The sequence below is a fragment of the Streptodolium elevatio genome, from assembly GCF_053592165.1.
Genome location: NZ_JBSFVE010000004.1, coordinates 43508 through 62101, shown reverse-complemented (window position 1 = coordinate 62101; position 18594 = coordinate 43508). Strand labels below are relative to the sequence as shown.

The 18594-nt window shown below is 72.9% G+C and carries 17 protein-coding genes; 10 read left to right on the top strand and 7 right to left on the bottom strand.

The window, feature by feature from the left end; all coding sequences use genetic code 11:
- The first annotated feature begins 112 nt into the window (after window positions 1-112).
- The 3 genes from ACWD12_RS09975 to ACWD12_RS09965 all read left to right on the top strand — a co-directional run bounded on the left by ACWD12_RS09975 (window position 113) and on the right by ACWD12_RS09965 (window position 3916).
- Window positions 113-622, top strand: coding sequence for a SigE family RNA polymerase sigma factor (locus ACWD12_RS09975; RefSeq protein WP_450099106.1), 510 nt, complete (start codon window positions 113-115; stop codon window positions 620-622).
- Window positions 616-1848: a hypothetical protein gene (locus tag ACWD12_RS09970; protein WP_450099105.1), complete on the top strand. Its 1233-nt coding sequence runs from the start codon at window positions 616-618 to the stop codon at window positions 1846-1848. Before ACWD12_RS09975 ends, ACWD12_RS09970 begins: the two co-directional genes overlap by 7 nt.
- A 229-nt stretch (window positions 1849-2077) precedes the next feature.
- The gene (locus ACWD12_RS09965) at window positions 2078-3916 is read left to right on the top strand and encodes an ArnT family glycosyltransferase (protein ID WP_450099104.1); all 1839 of its coding nucleotides are present in this window, start codon (window positions 2078-2080) and stop codon (window positions 3914-3916) included.
- 20 nt (window positions 3917-3936) lie between these two features.
- Here ACWD12_RS09965 and egtD read toward each other — a convergent pair whose 3' ends face one another.
- From egtD to ACWD12_RS09940, 5 genes are all read right to left on the bottom strand, one after another.
- Entirely contained in the window at window positions 3937-4866 is a 930-nt protein-coding gene (egtD, locus tag ACWD12_RS09960; protein ID WP_450099374.1) for an L-histidine N(alpha)-methyltransferase, read from the bottom strand.
- A gap of 58 nt (window positions 4867-4924) precedes the next feature.
- Window positions 4925-5680 (bottom strand): ergothioneine biosynthesis protein EgtC, encoded by a 756-nt coding sequence (gene egtC / locus ACWD12_RS09955; RefSeq protein ID WP_450099103.1) that lies wholly within the window; start codon window positions 5678-5680, stop codon window positions 4925-4927.
- On the bottom strand, window positions 5680-6975 hold the full coding sequence (egtB, locus tag ACWD12_RS09950; protein WP_450099102.1) for an ergothioneine biosynthesis protein EgtB: 1296 nt from the start codon (window positions 6973-6975) through the stop codon (window positions 5680-5682). The genes egtC and egtB overlap by 1 nt, the downstream gene beginning before the upstream one ends.
- Window positions 6956-8392: an ergothioneine biosynthesis glutamate--cysteine ligase EgtA gene (gene egtA / locus ACWD12_RS09945; RefSeq protein WP_450099101.1), complete on the bottom strand. Its 1437-nt coding sequence runs from the start codon at window positions 8390-8392 to the stop codon at window positions 6956-6958. Before egtA ends, egtB begins: the two co-directional genes overlap by 20 nt.
- 198 nt (window positions 8393-8590) lie before the next feature.
- Window positions 8591-9163 carry a hypothetical protein gene (locus ACWD12_RS09940; RefSeq protein WP_450099100.1) on the bottom strand — a complete coding sequence of 191 codons (573 nt, stop codon included), beginning with the start codon at window positions 9161-9163 and terminating at the stop codon, window positions 8591-8593.
- Between the two features lie 100 nt (window positions 9164-9263).
- On the opposite strand from ACWD12_RS09940, the gene ACWD12_RS09935 reads away from it, so the two are divergent.
- Window positions 9264-9941 (top strand): response regulator transcription factor, encoded by a 678-nt coding sequence (locus ACWD12_RS09935; RefSeq protein ID WP_358355985.1) that lies wholly within the window; start codon window positions 9264-9266, stop codon window positions 9939-9941.
- Window positions 9938-11308: a sensor histidine kinase gene (locus ACWD12_RS09930; protein WP_358355983.1), complete on the top strand. Its 1371-nt coding sequence runs from the start codon at window positions 9938-9940 to the stop codon at window positions 11306-11308. Before ACWD12_RS09935 ends, ACWD12_RS09930 begins: the two co-directional genes overlap by 4 nt.
- Window positions 11309-11718: 410 nt before the next feature.
- On the opposite strand, the gene ACWD12_RS09925 is transcribed toward ACWD12_RS09930, so the two are convergent.
- The gene (locus tag ACWD12_RS09925; protein WP_358355981.1) at window positions 11719-12201 is read right to left on the bottom strand and encodes an OsmC family protein; all 483 of its coding nucleotides are present in this window, start codon (window positions 12199-12201) and stop codon (window positions 11719-11721) included.
- Between the two features lie 134 nt (window positions 12202-12335).
- On the opposite strand from ACWD12_RS09925, the gene ACWD12_RS09920 reads away from it, so the two are divergent.
- The 5 genes from ACWD12_RS09920 to ACWD12_RS09900 all read left to right on the top strand — a co-directional run bounded on the left by ACWD12_RS09920 (window position 12336) and on the right by ACWD12_RS09900 (window position 17653).
- On the top strand, window positions 12336-13085 hold the full coding sequence (locus ACWD12_RS09920) for a DUF6629 family protein (protein WP_358355979.1): 750 nt from the start codon (window positions 12336-12338) through the stop codon (window positions 13083-13085).
- A gap of 131 nt (window positions 13086-13216) precedes the next feature.
- Window positions 13217-14011 carry a metallophosphoesterase family protein gene (locus tag ACWD12_RS09915; RefSeq protein ID WP_450099099.1) on the top strand — a complete coding sequence of 265 codons (795 nt, stop codon included), beginning with the start codon at window positions 13217-13219 and terminating at the stop codon, window positions 14009-14011.
- Complete coding sequence (locus ACWD12_RS09910; RefSeq protein WP_450099373.1) at window positions 14008-16551, top strand: DEAD/DEAH box helicase; 2544 nt, start codon at window positions 14008-14010, stop codon at window positions 16549-16551. Before ACWD12_RS09915 ends, ACWD12_RS09910 begins: the two co-directional genes overlap by 4 nt.
- Window positions 16552-16772: 221 nt before the next feature.
- Window positions 16773-17015: a chaplin gene (locus tag ACWD12_RS09905; RefSeq protein WP_358355974.1), complete on the top strand. Its 243-nt coding sequence runs from the start codon at window positions 16773-16775 to the stop codon at window positions 17013-17015.
- 152 nt (window positions 17016-17167) lie between these two features.
- Window positions 17168-17653: a hypothetical protein gene (locus tag ACWD12_RS09900; RefSeq protein WP_435839082.1), complete on the top strand. Its 486-nt coding sequence runs from the start codon at window positions 17168-17170 to the stop codon at window positions 17651-17653.
- On the opposite strand, the gene ACWD12_RS09895 is transcribed toward ACWD12_RS09900, so the two are convergent.
- Window positions 17633-18571 (bottom strand): slipin family protein, encoded by a 939-nt coding sequence (locus tag ACWD12_RS09895; RefSeq protein WP_450099098.1) that lies wholly within the window; start codon window positions 18569-18571, stop codon window positions 17633-17635. The genes ACWD12_RS09900 and ACWD12_RS09895 overlap by 21 nt on opposite strands.
- Between the last annotated feature and the right edge of the window lie 23 nt (window positions 18572-18594).

Here is an 18594-nt window from a genome sequence, read left to right as displayed (position 1 = left end):
CCGCGCCCCGCTCCGGAAACGATTCGGCGGCCAAATCGCGCGCGGGGGTAACGCAACCGATGGTTTGAAGCGTTACTCGCATGACTCCGGGACGTCGACGGGCGGAGGCTTCATGACGGGGGGCGGGGTGGGCGACTTCGAGGACTTCGCGCATGCGCGAAGCGGCCAGTTGCTGCGTACCGCGTGCCTTCTCACCGGTGACTGGCACCTGGCCGAGGACTTGGTGCAGGACACACTCGGCAAGCTCTTCCGCAAGTGGCGCCGGGTGAGCGCGATGGAGTCGCCGGTCGCGTACGCGCACACGACTCTCGTCCGGACGTTCGTCTCCACGCAGCGGCTCAGGCGTTCCTCGGAGCGGCCGGACGACTCGCTCCCGGACACGGCGGCGGGCGCGTCCGACGACATAGATCTGCGCGTCACGCTGATGGCGGGGTTGTCCCGGCTGTCGCCGCAGGACCGCGCGGTCCTCGTGCTGCGCTACTGGGAGGACCGCTCCGTCGAGGTGACCGCGGAGATCCTGCGGGTCAGCCCGGGAGCCGTCCGCACCCGGTCGAAGCGCGCGCTCGACCGGCTGCGGGTGGTGCTCGGCGCCGACATCACGCTGCTGGCGGCGTCGTGCTGACCGGTCCCGGGACACCGCCGCCGCGCAGGGGCGGTGCGGCAGCCGAGTGGCGGGGCACCGAGGACCCGACCGCCGCCGACCGCTTCGAGCGCGAGTTGCCCGAGGTCATGCGCGCGGCGGTGGACGAGTTCCGCGGTCCCAGCCCGGACCTCGTGCGCCGGGTGATCGAACGCGGGCGCCGGCAGCGGCGCGTGAACGCGATGCGCTGGACCGGCGCGCTGGTCGTGATGCTCTGCGTGGGGAGCGTGCTGGTGGGCACGAGGTCCGGTGGCCTCGGGTTGTCCGGCGGCGACGATGCCCCCGACCCGGCCGCGATGCGGTCCGTCGACCTGCGGAAGAACTGGACCGGGAACCTCCTCGACAACCTCACCGCGGCCCTGCCGCGCGACGGCATGCTGTCGAACGGTGTGACGTCGTTCGCCGCGTCCGGTCCTCTGGTGCTGCGCGGCGAAGCGCATGTCACGGCGGACTTCCTCAAGGCGTTCGGCCTGTCCCGTGTCGAGGTCTCGATCGACCGACCCCAAGGCGGCCCCGACCTGGCCAGGGATGTCTTCTGCCCGGACTCCGGCTGCGAGGTCAGCTACGGCGTGGACGGCAGCTCCGTGACCACGTACGTGCCGTCACCGCCGATGACGACCTGGTCGGCGATGCACCTGGGGCCCGACAACACCCGCACCGTGGTCCGGGCGACGAACCTGGCGCCGTCCGACCCTGCCGCCGCTCCGGTCCTGAGCAAGGCGGAGATCATGGCCGTGGCCGCCAGTCCTGCCTGGGACGACATCCGCGCCGCACTCACGCCCCACGCCGCGCTGATGCCGGGAATCCTGCCCGGGATCATCCAGACCGGCATCCCCGGCGCGTACATGTCATGGCTGGCGGCCGGACCGACCACCGTGGACGGGCTCGTCCACTCGGGCAAGAGCATCACGAGAGTCCGGATCCACCTGAGGGCGGTGGCCGAGAACACGCCGCTGGTCTGCGAGCGGGGCGGGTGCGAAGTCGGCCGCACCCAGGGCGGCCTGCCGGTGAAGGCCGAGACGTACGTCGTCGAGGACGGGGTCTCCATCCAGCAGGTCCTGACCGTGCGCCACCCGGGCGGCCTGGAGATCCGCCTCGACTCGGGGGTGCTGGACCCGAAGGAGCAGAAGGCGGTCCCGGTACAGGGCGGCGGCCTGACGCGCGAGCAGATGGAGGCGATCGCGGTCTCACCCGCCTGGGACGCCTGACCGTCACGGCACTCCACGGCACCCCGCGGCACTCCGCCGCACCCACGGCACTCCACCGCACCTGGCGGCACATAGCCGCACGCAGCCGCACCCGGGAGCCCCACTCGGCCCAAGCGGCGCATCACGTACACCCCCACAGGGCACGGTCCGGCAGTTGCCGGTCAGGCGGTGTCCCGGCACGGCCCGACGCACCTCCGGTCTGCCCGAAATACCCAGAAGGAAATGATTCGTGACTGTCAGCCCCAGCCCAGCCGCCCGGCCCGAGGAAGCCGTCGACGCGCTTGCGAACGCCGACGCGGAGGTCGCGCGCGAAACGGCGGAGGCGCCGCGCGAAGCCCCGTCCAGGGCGACGCCGGACACCGGCGACCGGGTCACGAGAGCCTGGAACGTCGCGGCGGTGACCCTCCCCACGCTGGCCGTCGCGGCGCTCGGCTGGCGCGACCGGGCGCTGACCGACGACGGCACGATCTTCCTGCGCACCGTCCGGCAGATCCTCGCGGGCAACGGCCCCGTGGTGAACACCGGCGAACGCGTGGAGGCCAACACCAGCACGCTGTGGCAGTGGCTCCTGGTGCTGATCGGCGCCGTCACCCCCGGCGACATCGGATTCGCCGCCGTCGTGACCGGGCTGCTGCTGACCGCAGCCGGGGTGGCCCTCGGCCTGGACGCCACCCGCAGGCTGCTCCTGCACGGCCGCGCGCGCCGGGTCGTCCCCGCAGGTGTGCTCGTCCTCGTCGGGCTGCCCGTGTACTGGGAGTTCGCCACCGCGGGGCTGGACACCGGACTGGGAACCTGCTGGCTGGGCGGGAGCTGGTGGCTGCTGGTGCGCTCCTACCTGCGCCCCGGTGCCCGATGGCAGGCGTGGCACGCGGTCTGGTTCGGACTCGGCTTCCTGGTCCGGCCCGACTTTGCGGTGATCGGCGCGGTCTTCCTCGTCGGACTGTGGCTGCTGCTGAGGCCGTCGCCGTGGCGCACGGCCGGGTACGCCGCCGCCGCGGCCGCGCTGCCGCTCGCGTACGAGATCTTCCGGGCCGGCTACTACGGCCTGTTGGTGCCCCTTCCCGCGCTGACCAAGGAGGCGGGGGAGGACAACGCCGACCGCGGACTGCGCTACGTGTGGGACCTCGTCGACCCGGTGGCGCTGTACGTCCCGGCCGCGCTGTTCGTCGTCCTGCTCGTGGCGTGGGCGGTGCCCCGGGTGCGCGGTGACCGCCGCCGTCTCGCCGTCGTCCTCACCCCGGTCGCCGCGGCCCTCGTCTCCGCGGCATACGTGATCCGCGTCGGCGGCGACTACATGCAGGGCCGCATGCTGCTGCCCGCGCTGTTCCTCATGCTGCTCCCGGGCTTCCTCCTGCCCGCGACCCCGCGCCTCGGCGCCGTGGCCGCCGCCACGGCCGTGTGGGCGGTGGCCGTCGCCGGGCCGTGGAACGACGGCGCGCACCAGGTGGCCAACCCCGATCTGACGGCTCGCGTGCGGATCAGCGACATCGAGATCACCGGTTCCCGGAACGCGGACCGGACGAGCCGGTGGACGATCGCCTTCCCGGGCCTCAAGGCCGCGGTGGACGCCGGACTGGCCGCGGACCGCCCGGTACTCGTCCGGCTCGACCCCGCCGGCGGGCCGCCTCTGCTGCTGCCGCTCGCCCCGGTGCACGGCGGCAGCCGGATCTCGTTCCCGGGCGGATACCTCGGCGTCGCGGGCGCGTTGGTGCCGCTCGACGGCTACATCATCGAGTTCTGGGGGCTCGCCAACACCGTCGGCGCGCACATGGAGCCCGCACCCGGCCATCTGTGGCCCGGCCACCGGAAACCGCTGGACGAGGTGTGGTTGCTGGCCCTGGAGCTCGACCCGTCGGTCACCTACGTGCCCGAGATGCCGGGCGTGACCGCGGAGGCGCTGGCCGCCGCGCGCCGCGCGCTGGCGTGCGGCGACCTGAAGGAGCTCCTGGCGTCGGTGCGCGAGCCCATGAGCCTGTCGCGTTTCGTGGACAACCTCACCGGGGCGTACGACCGCACGAAGTTCCGCATCCCGCGCGATCCCTTCGCCGCGGAACGGAAGTTCTGCTGACGCACGCCGCCGGGCGCGGACTACACGGGGATCGCGAGGGCCAGTCCGAACCGGTTTTCCGCGTCCGTCCACCAGCGCGCCACCGAGAAGCCCGCGCGCTCCAGTTCCATCGCCAGCCCCGACGCCCGGAACTTCGCGGAGATCTCGGTGCGCATCTCCTCGCCGTCCGCGAACTCCACCACCAGGTCGAGGTCGCGCACCTTCACGGTCTGCGCGCCGCGCGAGCGCAGCCGCATCTCGATCCACTCGTCCGCGTCGTTCCACACCGCGACGTGCTCGAAGCGCTCGACGGCGAAGTCCGCGTCGAGTTCGCGGTTGACGACACGCAGCACGTTGCGGTTGAACTCGGCTGTGACACCCTGCGCGTCGTCGTACGCCCGGACCAGCACGCCGGTGTCCTTCACCAGGTCGGCGCCCAGCAGCAGGCCGTCGCCGGGGCGCAGTTGGGCGCGTACGTCCGCGAGGAAGGTCGCCCGCTCGTCCGGGGTGAGGTTGCCGAGCGTGCCGCCGAGGAACGCCACCAGCCGGGGCCCGGGCTCCTCCGGGATGCCCAGGTGCGCGTCGAAGTCGGACACCACCGCGTCCACCGCCAGGTCGGGGTAGTCGGCGAGCAGCGCCTCGCCGGCCGCGCGCAGCGCCGACTCGCTGACGTCGACCGGCACGTACCGCTCCAACGTGCCCAGGTCACGCAGCGCGTCGAGCAGCAGGCGGGTCTTCTCCGAGGAACCGGAGCCGAGTTCGACGAGGGTATGCGCGGGCAGCGTGGCCGCGACGTCGACCGCGTGGCGCCGCAGGATCTCGCGCTCGGCGCGCGTCGGGTAGTACTCGTCGAGGCGGGTGATCTCCTCGAACAGCTCGCTGCCGCGCCCGTCGTAGAACCACTTGGGGGGCAGCCACTTCGGCTCCGCGGTCAGGCCGAGGGAGACGTCGCGCCGCAGGGCGTCGGTCATGTAGCCCTCGGGCAGGTGTCCGCGCACGCTGAACCTGGTCGTTCCGGTCACGGGTCAGTCAGCTCCTGTCCGCCATCGCGTGGGGTATCGGGTGCAGGTGCACGGCTTCCCGAGTGGCCGTCACGAGCGTGCGGTCGGGGACTTCGGTCCAGTCGCCGTCCGCGTCGGGCTCGGAGGCGATGACGACGCCGCCGGGCAGTTTTCCGTGGAAGAGGGTGTCGCCGTAGGCGGTGGCCGTGATGGTGCGGCCGTCCGTCACGAGGATGTTGTAGCGGCCCTGGCTGTGTGCGGCGGCCTGCGCCACCACTGCCGCGGCGGCCCGGTCGGCGGTTTCGCCGTCCGCGAGCCGCCGGCGCAGCAGGGCCCACAACAGCGCCGAGTCGCAGCGCGCTTCGAGTGCGAGCAGGTCCGCGGGCGGCAGGGTGGCGGCCAGTGCGCCGAGCCCCTCGGGCCAGGCGTCGAGCCGTCCGTTGTGGCTGAACAGGTGGATGCCGTCCGTATAGGGGGCCGCCGCGTCCTCGCCCTGGCCGGTGCCGGGGGTGGCGGAACGAACGGCCGCCAGCAGCGCGGTCGTACGCGTCACCCGGGCGACGTCGGCGAACGACGGGTCGGCCCAGATCGGGACGGCGCGGCGGTAGCGGGCGGGCACCGGGTCGCCTTCCGCGTACCAGCCCACGCCGAACCCGTCGGCGTTGACGGTGCCGTGCTGCTGGCGGCGCGGCGCCCACGACTGCTCGTACAGGCCGTGCCGCGGTGCGACGACGAGCCGGTGGATGCTCGTCTCCGCGCCGAGGTACGCCAGGTGACGGCACATCAGTGGGGCTCCGCGTCGCGGGCGGTGCGGAAGCCGGCGAAGATCTGGCGGCGCTGCGGGTAGTCCCAGTTCCGGAAGGTGCCCCGGCAGGCGACCGCGTCGGTGCCGAACGAACCGCCGCGCAACACCTTGTAGTCGGGGCCGAAGAACACCTCGGAGTACTCGCGGTACGGCCACGCCCGGAAGCCGGGGTAGCCGCCGAAGTCCGACGAGGTCCACTCCCACACGTCGCCGACCATCTGCCGCACGCCGTACGCCGAGGCGCCCGCGGCGTACGCCCCCGCGGCGGCCGGACGCAGGTGCCGCTGCCCGAGGTTGGCGTGCGCCGCGGTCGGCTCGTCGTCGCCCCACGGGTAGGTGCGGGAGAGCCCGGTGGCCGGGTCGTGGCGCGCGGCCTTCTCCCACTCGGCCTCGGTGGGCAGGCGCCGCCCGGCCCAGCGCGCGTACGCGTCCGCCTCGAACCACGAGACGTGCACGACCGGTTCGCCCGGCGGCACCGGTTCGAGGACGCCGAAGCGCCGCCGCAGCCAGCCGTCGCCGTCGCGGACCCAGAAGGCGGGTGCCACGAGTTCGTCGCGCATCCGGTGCTCCCAGCCCTCCGGGGACCACAGGCGCGGGTCGTCGTAGCCGCCGTCGGCCATGAACCGCAGGTAGTCCCCGCAGGTCACCGGGGTCGTGTCGAGGGCGAACGCGCCGACGTGCACGGTGTGTGCGGGGCGCTCGTTGTCCAGTGCCCACGGGTGGGTGGCGGTGCCCATCGTGAACGGGCCCGTGGGGACCACGACTTCGTCGGGCGGCAGGTCGGTCGCGCCCGGCGGGTCCGGGGCGTCGATGACGGGGGCGCCGGCGCGCAGCTGGTGGGTCGCCAGCATCGTCTCGTCGTGCTGCTGCTCGTGCTGGGCGATCATGCCGAACGCGAAGGCGTCGCGCGTGAGCGGGTCGTCGGCGGGCGCCCGGTCGAGCAGGTCGAGTACGCGTCCTCGCACGTCGTGGGCGAACGCGCGGGCCTCGGCCGGTCCCAGCAGCGGGAGTTGCGGGCGGGTCGACCGCGGGTGCCGGAAGGCGTCGTACAGGTCGTCGATCTCCGGGCGCATGGGTTCCTGCCCGCCGACCGCGCGCAGCAGCCAGATCTCCTCCTGGCTCGCGATGTGCGCGAGGTCCCAGACGAGCGGGGACATCAGGGGCGAGTGCTGGCGCACCAGGTCGGCGTCGTCGACGGCGTCGGTCAGCGCGGTCGTGCGCGTCCTGGCGCGGTCCAAGGCCCGCCAGGCGGCCTCAGCGGACGGTTGCGGCATCGCGGGCCCCTTCGTGCGCGGCAGCCGGTATCAGGTCGTCGCCCGGCGCCCGCCCCCGGTCGGTGTAGCGGTATGCGAACTCCACGGCATCCGTGAACACCTGCGGCGAAACCCCCATTCCCGGCAGCGCGTCCAGGGCTGCGGCCATCAGCGAACGGGCCGTGGTGCGCAGCAGCGGCTCGGCGAGTCCGAACCGGGCCGCGCGCAGCCACCACGCGTAGGGCGGTGCGGAGGCGGCCGAGGCGGCGAGCTGCTCGGTGTGCTCCCAGGCGCGCGCCGACGCCACCGGGTCGTCGAGGAGGGCGGTGGTGACCGCGAGGGCGACGGTCCAGCCGTCGTCCGGCTGCGCGTCGATCATGCGCAGCTCCAGATGTGTGCCGTGCGCCCGGATGGGCGGGAACAGCGTGGAGATGTGCAGTTCGAGGTCGGCGGCGGTGGGTGCGGGGTCGAGCGCGCCGCGCGTCCAGTCGCGGAAGGTCATGCCCTCCGGCACGGTCCAGTCGGCCGGTTCGTCGCGGCGTACGCACATCACCGGCGCGTCCATGACGTAGCGCGACCACGCCTCGCGCGGATCGGTGTCCGGGCCGTGCTCCGGCGGGCGGGTGCGCCACGCGTCCAGGCGCGACCACGCCAACTGCCGGGTGGACGCCCAGCCGGTGGACCGGCCGCCGTGGTGCGGCGAGTTGGCGAACATCGCGAGCAGTACGGGGCCGATGCGGTGGGCGAGCGCCCAGCGGTGCCGGATGCCGGTCGGGCCGCCGGTCTCGTCGCCCGAGTCCAGGCACACCTGCACCGACGCGGTGCTGCACATCATGACGCGGCCCCAGTGCCCGGACCGGTCGAAATAGCGCTCCATGGCGACGTAGCGCGGGTGCTGGAGGGCGCGGTGCGGGGCCCGGTAGGCGTCGACGCCGGCGCCGGCCAGGACGAGGCCCGCCTCGGCGGCCGTGTCGCGCAGCAGCGCGACGTCCATGCGGGCGGCCTCGATGCAGCGGTCGAGGGAGGGCTGGGCGGAGGAGCTGAGCTCGATCTGTCCGCCGGGTTCGAGGCTGATGCGCCCGCCGCCGGGCATCGGCCCGGGTTCGAGGGCGGTGCTGATGCGTTCGCCGGTGACCGGCCAGGCGGGGTCCGACTCGTCGCGGACCAGCCACTCGATCTCGACACCCACGTGGGTGGGCGGGCCGGTTCGGAAGGACGACTCGGCGGCATGGCTCTCCGCCTCGTACTCGGTGAGCGGCCGGTCGTCGGCCGGCGAGGTGTCCGGGGTGTCCGGGGCGGGGGCGTCCGGCGTGTTCGGCGCGTCCGGGGTGCCCGGATTCCGCGGGGTCGTCGCGGGGCCGGTGCCGGGCGGGGCCCCGCGGGATATGCGTGACGGCAGGTCGGGTCCGCCGCGTGCGTGTACGTGGGCCTGGGACATCTGCCGCCTCCTGGGAGGAATGAGCCGATCGGAACACGATCCAGGAGCCGCCTACCCGTTGCCCGGAGTCGGCATGCTTACCAGATTCGGACATATGTCCGAACGGCAGGTGAGTCGGCGGTGTCGACACAGCGGGGCATACCTATGACCGGACCGCGGCGGTATCGCCCGAATGGCCCTGTTTTGTAGGGATCGGCCTCAGGCCTCGTACGTCTCCGCGATCGGCGGGTGGTCGTTCCACGTCACGAACACCGACGACGTGCGGTCGCCGCGCGTGAAGTCGACGCGCAGCCAGCGGTCGCCCGGCCACACCTTGACCGCCCACCCCGAGTCCGGGGTGGCGGCGATGAGCGACGCCGAGTCGGCGTGGAAGGTGAACGACGCCCGGCCGCCCCTGACCTCGAAGCTGCGGGTCTGGCCGGGACCGCCGACGGTGTCCCGGTCCGGCGACGGCCGGGTCGGCGCGGCCGCGCTGCTCGCGGGCGGTGACCCGGACGGCGGCCCGGACGTCGGTCGCGCGCTGCTCGGCGCCGGAGGCCGGGTGGTCGGTGGCGGTGCCGGCAGCGAGGTCGCGGAGATCGTGGCGTCGTCGGCCACGACAGTGGCCGGGTCGGGCGCGGGACCGCGCACGGCGTCGGCGGCGAGCGCCGGGGCGCGCGGCGGTTCGAAGACGGTGTCACGCAGGACCGTGCGCACGGCGTACCAGGACAGCGCCACGGCGGCGGCCGTCACCGCCAGCCACGCCGCCACCCGGGTCGTCGTTCGTCGCACGGGCACATCCTGCCGTGCCGATACGCACGAGTAGGGGCGGGTTCCGGAATTCGGACGTACCGGCCCGCGCCCGCAGGGCCTGACGATACGGTTTCGGCTCATGGCACAGGTGCTCGTGGTCGAGGACGACCAGTTCGTACGCTCGGCGCTGATCCGCTACCTCTCCCAGGAGGCGCACGGCGTCCGGAGCGTCGGCACCGCGCTCGAGGCCCTGCGCGAGGTCGCCCAGCACCCCTTCGACGTGGTCATCCTCGACCTCGGGCTGCCCGACCTCGACGGCAGCGAGGCCCTCAAGATGCTCCGCGGCATATCCGACGTCCCGGTCATCATCGCCACGGCCCGCGACGACGAGGCCGAGATCGTCCGGCTGCTCAACGCGGGCGCCGACGACTACGTCACCAAGCCGTTCTCCGGCGAACACCTGGGGGCGCGCATGTCGGCCGTGCTCCGGCGCGCACGCGGGCGGACCGGGGGCGACGCACTCCAGACCGGCGGCCTGCACATCGACGTCGGCCGCCGCGAGGCCGATCTCGACGGCACCCCGCTCAACCTCACCCGCCGCGAGTTCGACCTGCTCGCCTTCCTCGCGTCGCGCGCGGGGACCGTCGTGCCGCGCCGGGAGATCCTGGCCGAGGTCTGGGGCCAGGCCTACGGCGACGACCAGACCATCGACGTGCACCTGTCCTGGCTGCGCCGCAAACTCGGCGAGACCGCCCGGCAGCCCCGCTACCTGCACACCGTGCGCGGCGTGGGGGTCAAGCTGGAGGCGCCGGCGTGAGAGGCACCCTGGTCCGCGTCGCCCTCGCGGTGACGACCATGGTCGCGCTCGCCTTCCTGATACCCCTCGGCCTGGTCGTCCGCGAGATCGCCCGCGACCGGGCGTTCTCCGACGCCGAACGGCAGGCCGCCGCCCTCCAGCCGGCCCTGGTGATCACCACCGACCGGTCCGCCCTGGAACGCGCGCTGGCGAGTGTCCCGGCCGGCGCCGACGGGCGCATGGCGGTCCACCTGCCCGACGGCGGCGTGCTCGGCGCCCCGCACGCCGCCCCGGCGACGCTGCAGAAGGCGCGCGACCGGGCGCAGGCCTTCCGGGTGCGCACCAAGGGCGGCTGGTCGCTGCTCCAGCCCGTCGCGCTGGAGCACGGCCCGGTGACGGTGATCGAGGTCTACGTGCCCGAGGGCGACACGTCGCGCGGCGTCGGCACCGCATGGCTGGTGCTCACCGGCGTCGCGGTCCTGCTGGTGGGCGGATCGCTGGTGGTCGCCGACCGGCTCGGCGCGCGCGTCGTACGCTCCGCCAAGAGCCTCGCGGGCGCCGCCGGAACCCTCGGCGGCGGCGACCTCACCGTGCGCATCACCCCCGAGGGCCCCACCGAACTGCGGGACGCGGCAGCAGCCTTCAACAGCATGGCGGACCACGTCGAGAAGCTGATGGCCGCGGAGCGCGAACTCGCCGCCGACCTGTCCCACCGGCTGCGCACGCCGCTCACCGCGCTGCGCCTGAACGCGGCGTCGCTGGGCGACAGTTCGGTGGCCGACCAGACGCGCGACGCGGTCGCGCAACTGGAACGCGAGGTCGACCGCATCATCCTGACCGCGCGGCGGCAGACCTCCGTCGTCGAACCGGTCGGCAGCGACATCGCCGAAGTGGTGCGCGACCGCATCGCGTTCTGGTCCGCGCTGGCCGAGGACGAGGACCGCGACTGGCGGTTGGACGGCGCCGAGGAGGCCGCGGGCCCGGTACGCGTACCCGTGCCGCGCGCCGAACTGGCCGCCGCCGTCGACGCGATGCTCGGCAACGTCTTCCGGCACACCGCCGAGGGCACGCCGTTCGCCGTCACCCTGCACGTGGGCGGACCGGCCGCCGGGGACACCGTGATCCTGCTGGTCGCCGACGGCGGTTCCGGCATCGCCGACCCGGAGACCGCGCTGCGCCGCGGGCACGGCGACGGCGGCGCCGGCTCCACCGGTCTGGGCCTGGACATCGTGCGTAGGGTGGCCGAGTCGACCGGCGGGGAAGTGCGCCTGGAGCGCTCGGTGCTGGGCGGCGCGCAGGTCTCGGTGCGGTTCGGTGCCGGAAATGTCGCGGTATCCCGGCGTGGCCGCCGGGCCCGCAAGGGCCGCCGAACAGCCGATGTGCGCTGAACAGCGCCGCAATTGGGACTGACGATCCGTCACAGGAAGGGCATAGTGCGCCCATTCGTCACCGCATCCGGCTTAAGCCTTCCTTAAATCGGCCGGATCAGGTGTTCAACGGCCCCGGATCTCGTTAACGTTGCTCCGCAGGCCGACCGGAAGACATGGGGCTCCCCCCCTCCGGCGGCCCAGGCTCGACCCAACCCCCCAGGGTCTGTGCCATCAAGGGGACTTGCTCCCCTTGGCGCGGGCGTACCCACCCCCACCCGGTGCGCCCGCGCCCCTTATTCCCGGACTTTTCCCGGATCTTCCTTGGATCTTCCCCGGCCTCGCCGGCCTCCTGTGGCCTTCGCCGCCCCCCGTACAGCCTTCCGGATCCTCACCCGGACCGCCGCTCGGGCCGCCGCAACGCCCCTGGCTCAGACCGCCGCGTGCGTGGTCGGCGCGTTGCGCACCGGGAAGTTCACCGACCGCGCGATGAAGCACTTGGCGTGCGCGGTCTCGTGCAGCGCCTCCGCCTTCGCGGCCATCGACGCGTCCGCGACGGTGACGGTCGGCCGCAGCACGACCTCGGTGAACTGCCCGGCGCCGTCGGCCTCGGTGGCCATCACGCCCTCGGCGCGGTCGCGGTACTCCGTCACCACCACGCCCGCCTGGGCCGCGAGCGCCAGGTACCACAGCATGTGGCACTCGCTGAGCGACGCGACGAGCAGGTCCTCGGGATTCCACCGCGCGGCGTCGCCGCGGAACCCGGGGTCCGCCGAGCCGAGCAGTGTGGGCTTGCCGGGAATGCGCACGTCATGGTCGCGGCTGTAGCCCCGGTAGGTGGCGGTTCCGTCGCCGGTGTTTCCGGTCCACTCGACCTCGACGCTGTAGCGGTGTTCGCGGGAGTGCGGTGCCATCGGTGGCCTCCTGGTCGATGCGTTCGTCCTACGGCGGTGGTAACAACAGACCGACAGGTCTACGCCATTCCGCCCGAGCGCGGTCCGGCGGGGCGTGCCACGCTGGAACGAACGAAACAGGAGCGACAGGTCGTATGTGTTGGAGCGCCACTGCCGACGCCATAGGCGGCACCGCCATCAGCGCGGTCGGGATAGCAACGCTCGTCTCGGTACGCCGTCCCCGTGACGTCGTGCTCGCGTCCGTACCGCTGATCCTGGGCTTCCACCAGCTCGTGGAAGCGGTCGTGTGGCGCGGCGAAGAGGGCAAGGCGACCGAGCAGGCCGCGGAACTCGCCCGCGGCATCTGGGCCTTCATAGCCTTCCCGCTCCTGCCTTTCCTGGTGCCGCTCGGCGTGCTGCTGGCCGTCTGGCCGGCGGCCGGCCGCAACCGCCGCGTGGTGCTGGGCTCGCTGTTCGGCATCGGCGTCCTGGTCGCCGCCTATCTCGGCGAAGCGCTCGCGACCGGTCCGGTGAACGCCACCGTGCGCGGCCACACCGTCCAGTACGCGATAGGCATCGACCACCCCCAGATCGTCATCGCCGGCTACCTGGTGGCCACGCTCGGTTCGCTGCTGGCGTCCGGCGAACGCGTCCTCGTCTGGTTCGGCGCCGTCGGCGCGGTGGGCGCGGCGATCTGCGCGTGGATCTGGACGCGCGAGTTCGCCTCGACCTGGTGCGCGCTCGCCGCCGTGACGTCCGTGATGCTGCTGGCCTGGGTGCGCGGCCACGGCCGCGGCGACGACCCGGGCCACCCCGCCGGCCGCACCGAGGAGGCCGAACGGGACGGCAGCGGCCACGAGAGCCGGGTCCGGCACTTCGCGCACCGGATGCATCGCTCTGCGTGAGCGACCCGCGGGCGAACGGCACCTGACCGGCACCTGACCGGCATCCCGACGCGTCGGGCCGGCCCGCGGACCGGCGTTTTGGCAAGATCCACTCGGGCGCCCGCGGGAGGCTACGCCGTACCTTTGGAGACATGCGCGTTCTCAATGGGAAAGTGGAGCCGGTCACCCAGGTCAGATACCGGCGGGCCCGCCGCGGCGGCGGAACCGAGACCGCGCTGCTCGCCGTCGAGGCATTGCGCGTCGACTCCCTGCCCGAGGGCGTCGACGCGGTCGTGCTGACCGGAGACCTCCAGGGGATCGCGCCGTCGCCGTACGGCGGCGAGGACGTCCTGCTCGGCATCGCGCTCGCCGACCACATGGCCGTGTGGGCCGCCGCGGGCCTGCTGCCCGCCCCGGACCGCGTCGGCGTCGTCCTCGCGGGCGACCTCTACTCCGCGCCGCGCGCCAACCGGCGCGGCGCGTCGGGCGAAGTCGCCGATGTCTGGCTGGCCTTCGCCGCCGCCGGCTGCGCGTGGATCGTCGGCGTCGCGGGCAACCACGACCTCGTCACCGCCGAGGAGGTCGCCGGGCTCGGCGGCGTCGCGGCGCTGCTCGACGGCGACGTGGTGGAGTACGGCGGGGTGCGCTTCGGCGGGGTCAGCGGCGTGATCGGCGACCCGCGCCGCACCGACCGCCGTGCCGAGGAGGAGTTTCTGGCCGCGCTCGACAAGGTCGCCCGGGCCGCGCCGGACGTCCTGGTGCTGCACGAGGGGCCGCCCGGCGCGCGCCGCGAGCAGCACGGCAACCCCGTCATCGGCGAGCGGCTCCTCGACGCGGGCACGACCCTGACGGTGTGCGGCCACCTGCACTGGGACCGCCCGCTCGCCCGGCTCGGCGCCGGGCACGTGGTCAACGTCGACGACCGGGTGGTTGTTCTGACCCGCTGACCCACGCCGGGCCCGCGAGCAGGCAGGATGGTGGGGTGAACCTCATCGACCGGCTCCCCTCCGACACAGACCCCGACAGCCTCTTCGAGGCCTTCTCCGCCTGGACGGAGGAGCGCGGGATCAGCCTGTACCCGGCGCAGGAGGAAGCCCTCATCGAGGTCGTCTCCGGTGCGAACGTCATCCTGAGCACCCCCACCGGGTCCGGCAAGTCGATGGTCGCGCTCGGCGCGCACTACTACGCCCTCGCGCGCGGCAGGCGCACCTTCTACACCGCGCCCATCAAGGCCCTGGTGTCGGAGAAGTTCTTCGACCTGGTCAAGGCGTTCGGCACCTCCAACGTCGGCATGATGACCGGCGACGCCAGCGTCAACGCCACCGCGCCGATCATCTGCTGCACCGCCGAGGTGCTGGCCCAGATCGCGCTGCGCGACGGCGAGGACGCCGACGTCGGCCAGGTCGTCATGGACGAGTTCCACTTCTACGCCGAGCCCGACCGCGGCTGGGCCTGGCAGATTCCCATCATCGAGCTGCCGCACGCGCAGTTCGTGCTGATGTCGGCGACCCTCGGCGACGTCGCGCGCTTCGAGGAGGACCTGACGCGCCGCACCGGCCGTCCGACCGCGGTGGTGCGGTCCGCGGTGCGTCCGGTGCCGCTGACGTACCAGTACGTCACCACGCCCATCCACGAGACCCTCGAAGAGCTGATGCGGGTCGGCCAGGCCCCCGTGTACGTCGTGCACTTCACGCAGGCCGCCGCCGTCGAGCGCGCCGCCTCGCTCATGAGCATCAATCTGGCCACCAAGGAGGAGAAGAAGCAGATCGCCGACCTGATCGGCCACTTCCGCTTCACCACCAAGTTCGGCCGCAACCTGGAGCGCTGGGTCAAGCACGGCATCGGCGTGCACCACGCCGGCATGCTGCCCAAGTACCGGCGCCTCGTGGAACGGCTGGCACAGGCCGGGCTGCTGAAGGTCATCTGCGGCACCGACACGCTCGGCGTCGGCGTGAACGTCCCGATCCGCACGGTGCTGTTCACCGCGCTGTCCAAGTACGACGGCGTGCGCGTGCGCCGCCTGCGGGCCCGGGAGTTCCACCAGATCGCCGGCCGGGCCGGACGCGCCGGGTTCGACACCGTCGGGCACGTCGTCGTCCAGGCGCCCGAGCACGAAATCGAGAACCTGCGCGCGCTCGCCAAGGCCGGCGACGACCCGAAGAAGCGCCGCAAGGTCGTGCGCAAGAAGGCCCCCGAGGGCTTCGTGTCGTGGAGCGGCGAGACGTTCGACCGCCTGCAGACCGCCGAGCCCGAGCCGCTCACCTCGCGGTTCAAGGTCAGCCACGCCATGCTCCTGTCGGTCATCGGGCGCCCGGGCGACGCGTTCCGCGCGATGCGCCGGCTGCTCACCGACAACCACGAGGACAAGTCCGCGCAGCGGCGGCACATCCGCGACGCGATCGCTATCTACCGGTCGCTGCTGGACGGCGGGATCGTCGAGCGGATGGAGGCCCCGGACGCCGAGGGCCGCGTCGTGCGCCTCACCGTCGACCTCCAGGACAACTTCGCGCTCAACCAGCCGCTGTCCACGTTCGCGCTGGCGGCCTTCGAGCTGCTGGACCGCGAGTCGCCCTCGTACGCGCTCGACCTCGTCTCGGTCGTCGAGGCCACCCTCGACGACCCGCGCCAGATCCTCGCCGCCCAGCAGAACAAGGCGCGCGGCGAGGCGGTCGCGCAGATGAAGGCGGACGGCATCGAGTACGAGGAGCGCATGGAGCTGATCCAGGACATCACGTACGACCGGCCGCTGGAGGACCTCCTCGACCACGCCTACGAGGTCTACCGCACCGGCCACCCCTGGGTCGGCGACCACGAGCTGAGCCCGAAGTCGATCGTCCGCACGATGTACGAACAGGCCATGACGTTCGTGGAGTTCACGAACTTCTACGAGCTGGCCCGGGCCGAGGGCATCGTGCTGCGCTACCTCGCGAGCGCGTACAAGGCCCTGCAGCAGACCGTTCCCGACGACCTGAAGACCGACGACCTGCTCGACCTGATCGAGTGGCTGGGCGAGATCGTGCGGCAGGTGGACTCCAGCCTGCTCGACGAGTGGGAGCAACTGGCCAACCCGGACGCGGTGGCACAGGGTCCGGACGTCCTGGACGAGAAGACCCGTCCGGTCACCTCCAACGCCCGCGCGTTCCGCGTGCTGGTCCGCAACGCGCTGTTCCGCCGGGTGGAACTGGCCGCGCTGCGCAAGTACTTCGACCTCGGCGAGCTGGACGCGGAGTCCGGCTGGAACGCCGACCGCTGGGCCGAGGCCATGGGCGGCTACTACGCCGAGCACGACGAGCTGGGCACCGGCCCGGACGCGCGCGGGCCCAAGATGCTGCTGGTCGAGGAGGAGGAGTGGAGCTGGCGCGTGCGCCAGATCTTCGACGACCCCGAGCGGGACCACGACTGGGGCATCAGCGCGGAGGTCGACCTCGCCGCGTCCGACGCCGAGGGCCGCGCGGTCGTCCGGGTGACCGGCGTCGACCGCTTCTGAGCCGCGCGGGCGGCTTTCCCCGGCGCACGCGCTGGACCACATGGCCGCGCCCCCGGGTCCCCCGGGGTGTTGGGCCGTTCAGGGGAAAGATGCCCGAAATCGCCCATATTTTCATCACTCTCCGTGAATCACCCGTATGCGGGTTGCCACCACCGGGGCGGCGGCCCGACCGTGGTTCTGGACCGCCGTACGGCGGTCTTCGACTGTCATAGGGAGATCATGTGACCAGCTGGATCAAGAAGACGGCCGTGACCATCGCCGCGGCCGGTGCGGTTCTGGCGCTGGGTGCGGGCGGCGCGCAGGCGGACTCGTGGGCGAACGGTGTCGCCGTGGGCTCGCCGGGCGTGCTGTCCGGCAACGTGATCCAGGTGCCGATCCACGTCCCGATCAACGTGTGCGGCAACAGCGTCAACGTCATCGGCGCGCTGAACCCGGCCTTCGGGAACTTCTGCTACAACGGCTGACACCTCGGGTCGCCATGACCCGAAACCCGACGGCCCCCGCGTGATTCTTCCGTGGACGCGGGGGCCGTCGCACGTCCCGAACACCCGTGGCCGCGCCCGGATGTGCGCCGCGGGCTCCGACGCTCGCCGCCCGCGTGCGGCACGATGGCCCCATGGAAGACGCCATGACCGCCTCCGCCCCGTACTCCCGGCACCGCGCGCACGGCGCCTCGAACCGCTGCTGTGCGGGCTCCGGCCGTGCGGACTGCCGCTCCACCTCGAAGTGGTCCGTCGGGTCGGACCGTTCGGTGCTCTCCCTGTGGTCGCGCGGCTCGGTGCTGTCGATCGCCTCGGAGGGATCGGTGCTGTCCATCGGCTCGATCGGCTCGGCCGGTTCGGTGGCCTCCGTCGGTTCCGCATTGTCCGCGCTGTCGATCGGCTCGTGGCTCAGCGTCGGCTCGGCCCTGTCGGCGCAGTCGCGCTGGTCGATCATGTCGTGGCGCTCCTCGGGCGGCCGGATGGACACGAACGCCTCGGGGCCGCGCTGCCACCCGGCGCGGACCGCGGCCACCGCGCTGCTGGTCGCGGGAGCGATCGCGGGCGCGCTGGCGACGGTACGCCCGGGCCGGCGCGCGGGCTCAGGCCGGTCCGTCGGCTGACGTACCGCCGGTGCCGGTCCCGGTGTCGGTCCCGCTGGCGGTGCCCGGTTCCGTGCCTCCGGCGGACGTTCCGCCGGCGCCGGCGCCGTCGAGGGGCCGCTTGTCCGCCGCGGCCTCCATCGCGTCGGCGATCCGCGACGCCACCCCGCGCCGGGACGCCAGGTCGTCGGCCGCGTTGTCGAGGTACCGCAGCAGTTCGACCGGGAACGGCAGGATCAGCGTCGAGTTCTTCTCCGCCGACACCTCCACGATCGTCTGCAGCAGCCGCAGTTGCAGCGCGCTCGGCGACTTCGACATCGCGTCGGCCGCGAGCGCCAGCTTCTCGGACGCCTGGAGCTCGCCGTCCGCGGTGATGATGCGCGACCGCCGCTCGCGCTCGGCCTCGGCCTGCCGCGACATCGACCGCTTCATCGACTCGGGCAGTGCCACGTCCTTCAGCTCGACCCGGTCGATCTCGATGCCCCACCCGACGGCGGGGGAGTCGAGCATCAGCGCCAGGCCCTGGTTGAGCGGCTCGCGGTTGGTCAGCAGGTCGTCCAGGTCGCTCTTGCCGATGATGGAGCGCAGCGAGGTCTGCGCGACCTGCGACATCGCGTACGTGTAGTCCTGCACCTCGACGATCGCGCGCACCGGGTCGCGGACCTTGAAGTAGACGACCGCGTCGACCCGGACCGTGACGTTGTCGCGCGTGATGCCCTCCTGGGCGGGGACCGGCATCGTCACGATCTGCACGTTGACCTTGTGCACCCGGTCGAAGACCGGAACGACCATGGTGAAGCCCGGCGGTCGCGTCTCCGGCTGCACCCGGCCGAGCCGGAAGACCACGCCACGCTCGTACTGCTGGATGACCCTCGCGCCGCGCGCGGCCGTGAACAGCGCGACGAGGCCCACGATGAGGACGACGAGCAGGACGGCCATGGCAGGCTCCGATGCTCCGCGGC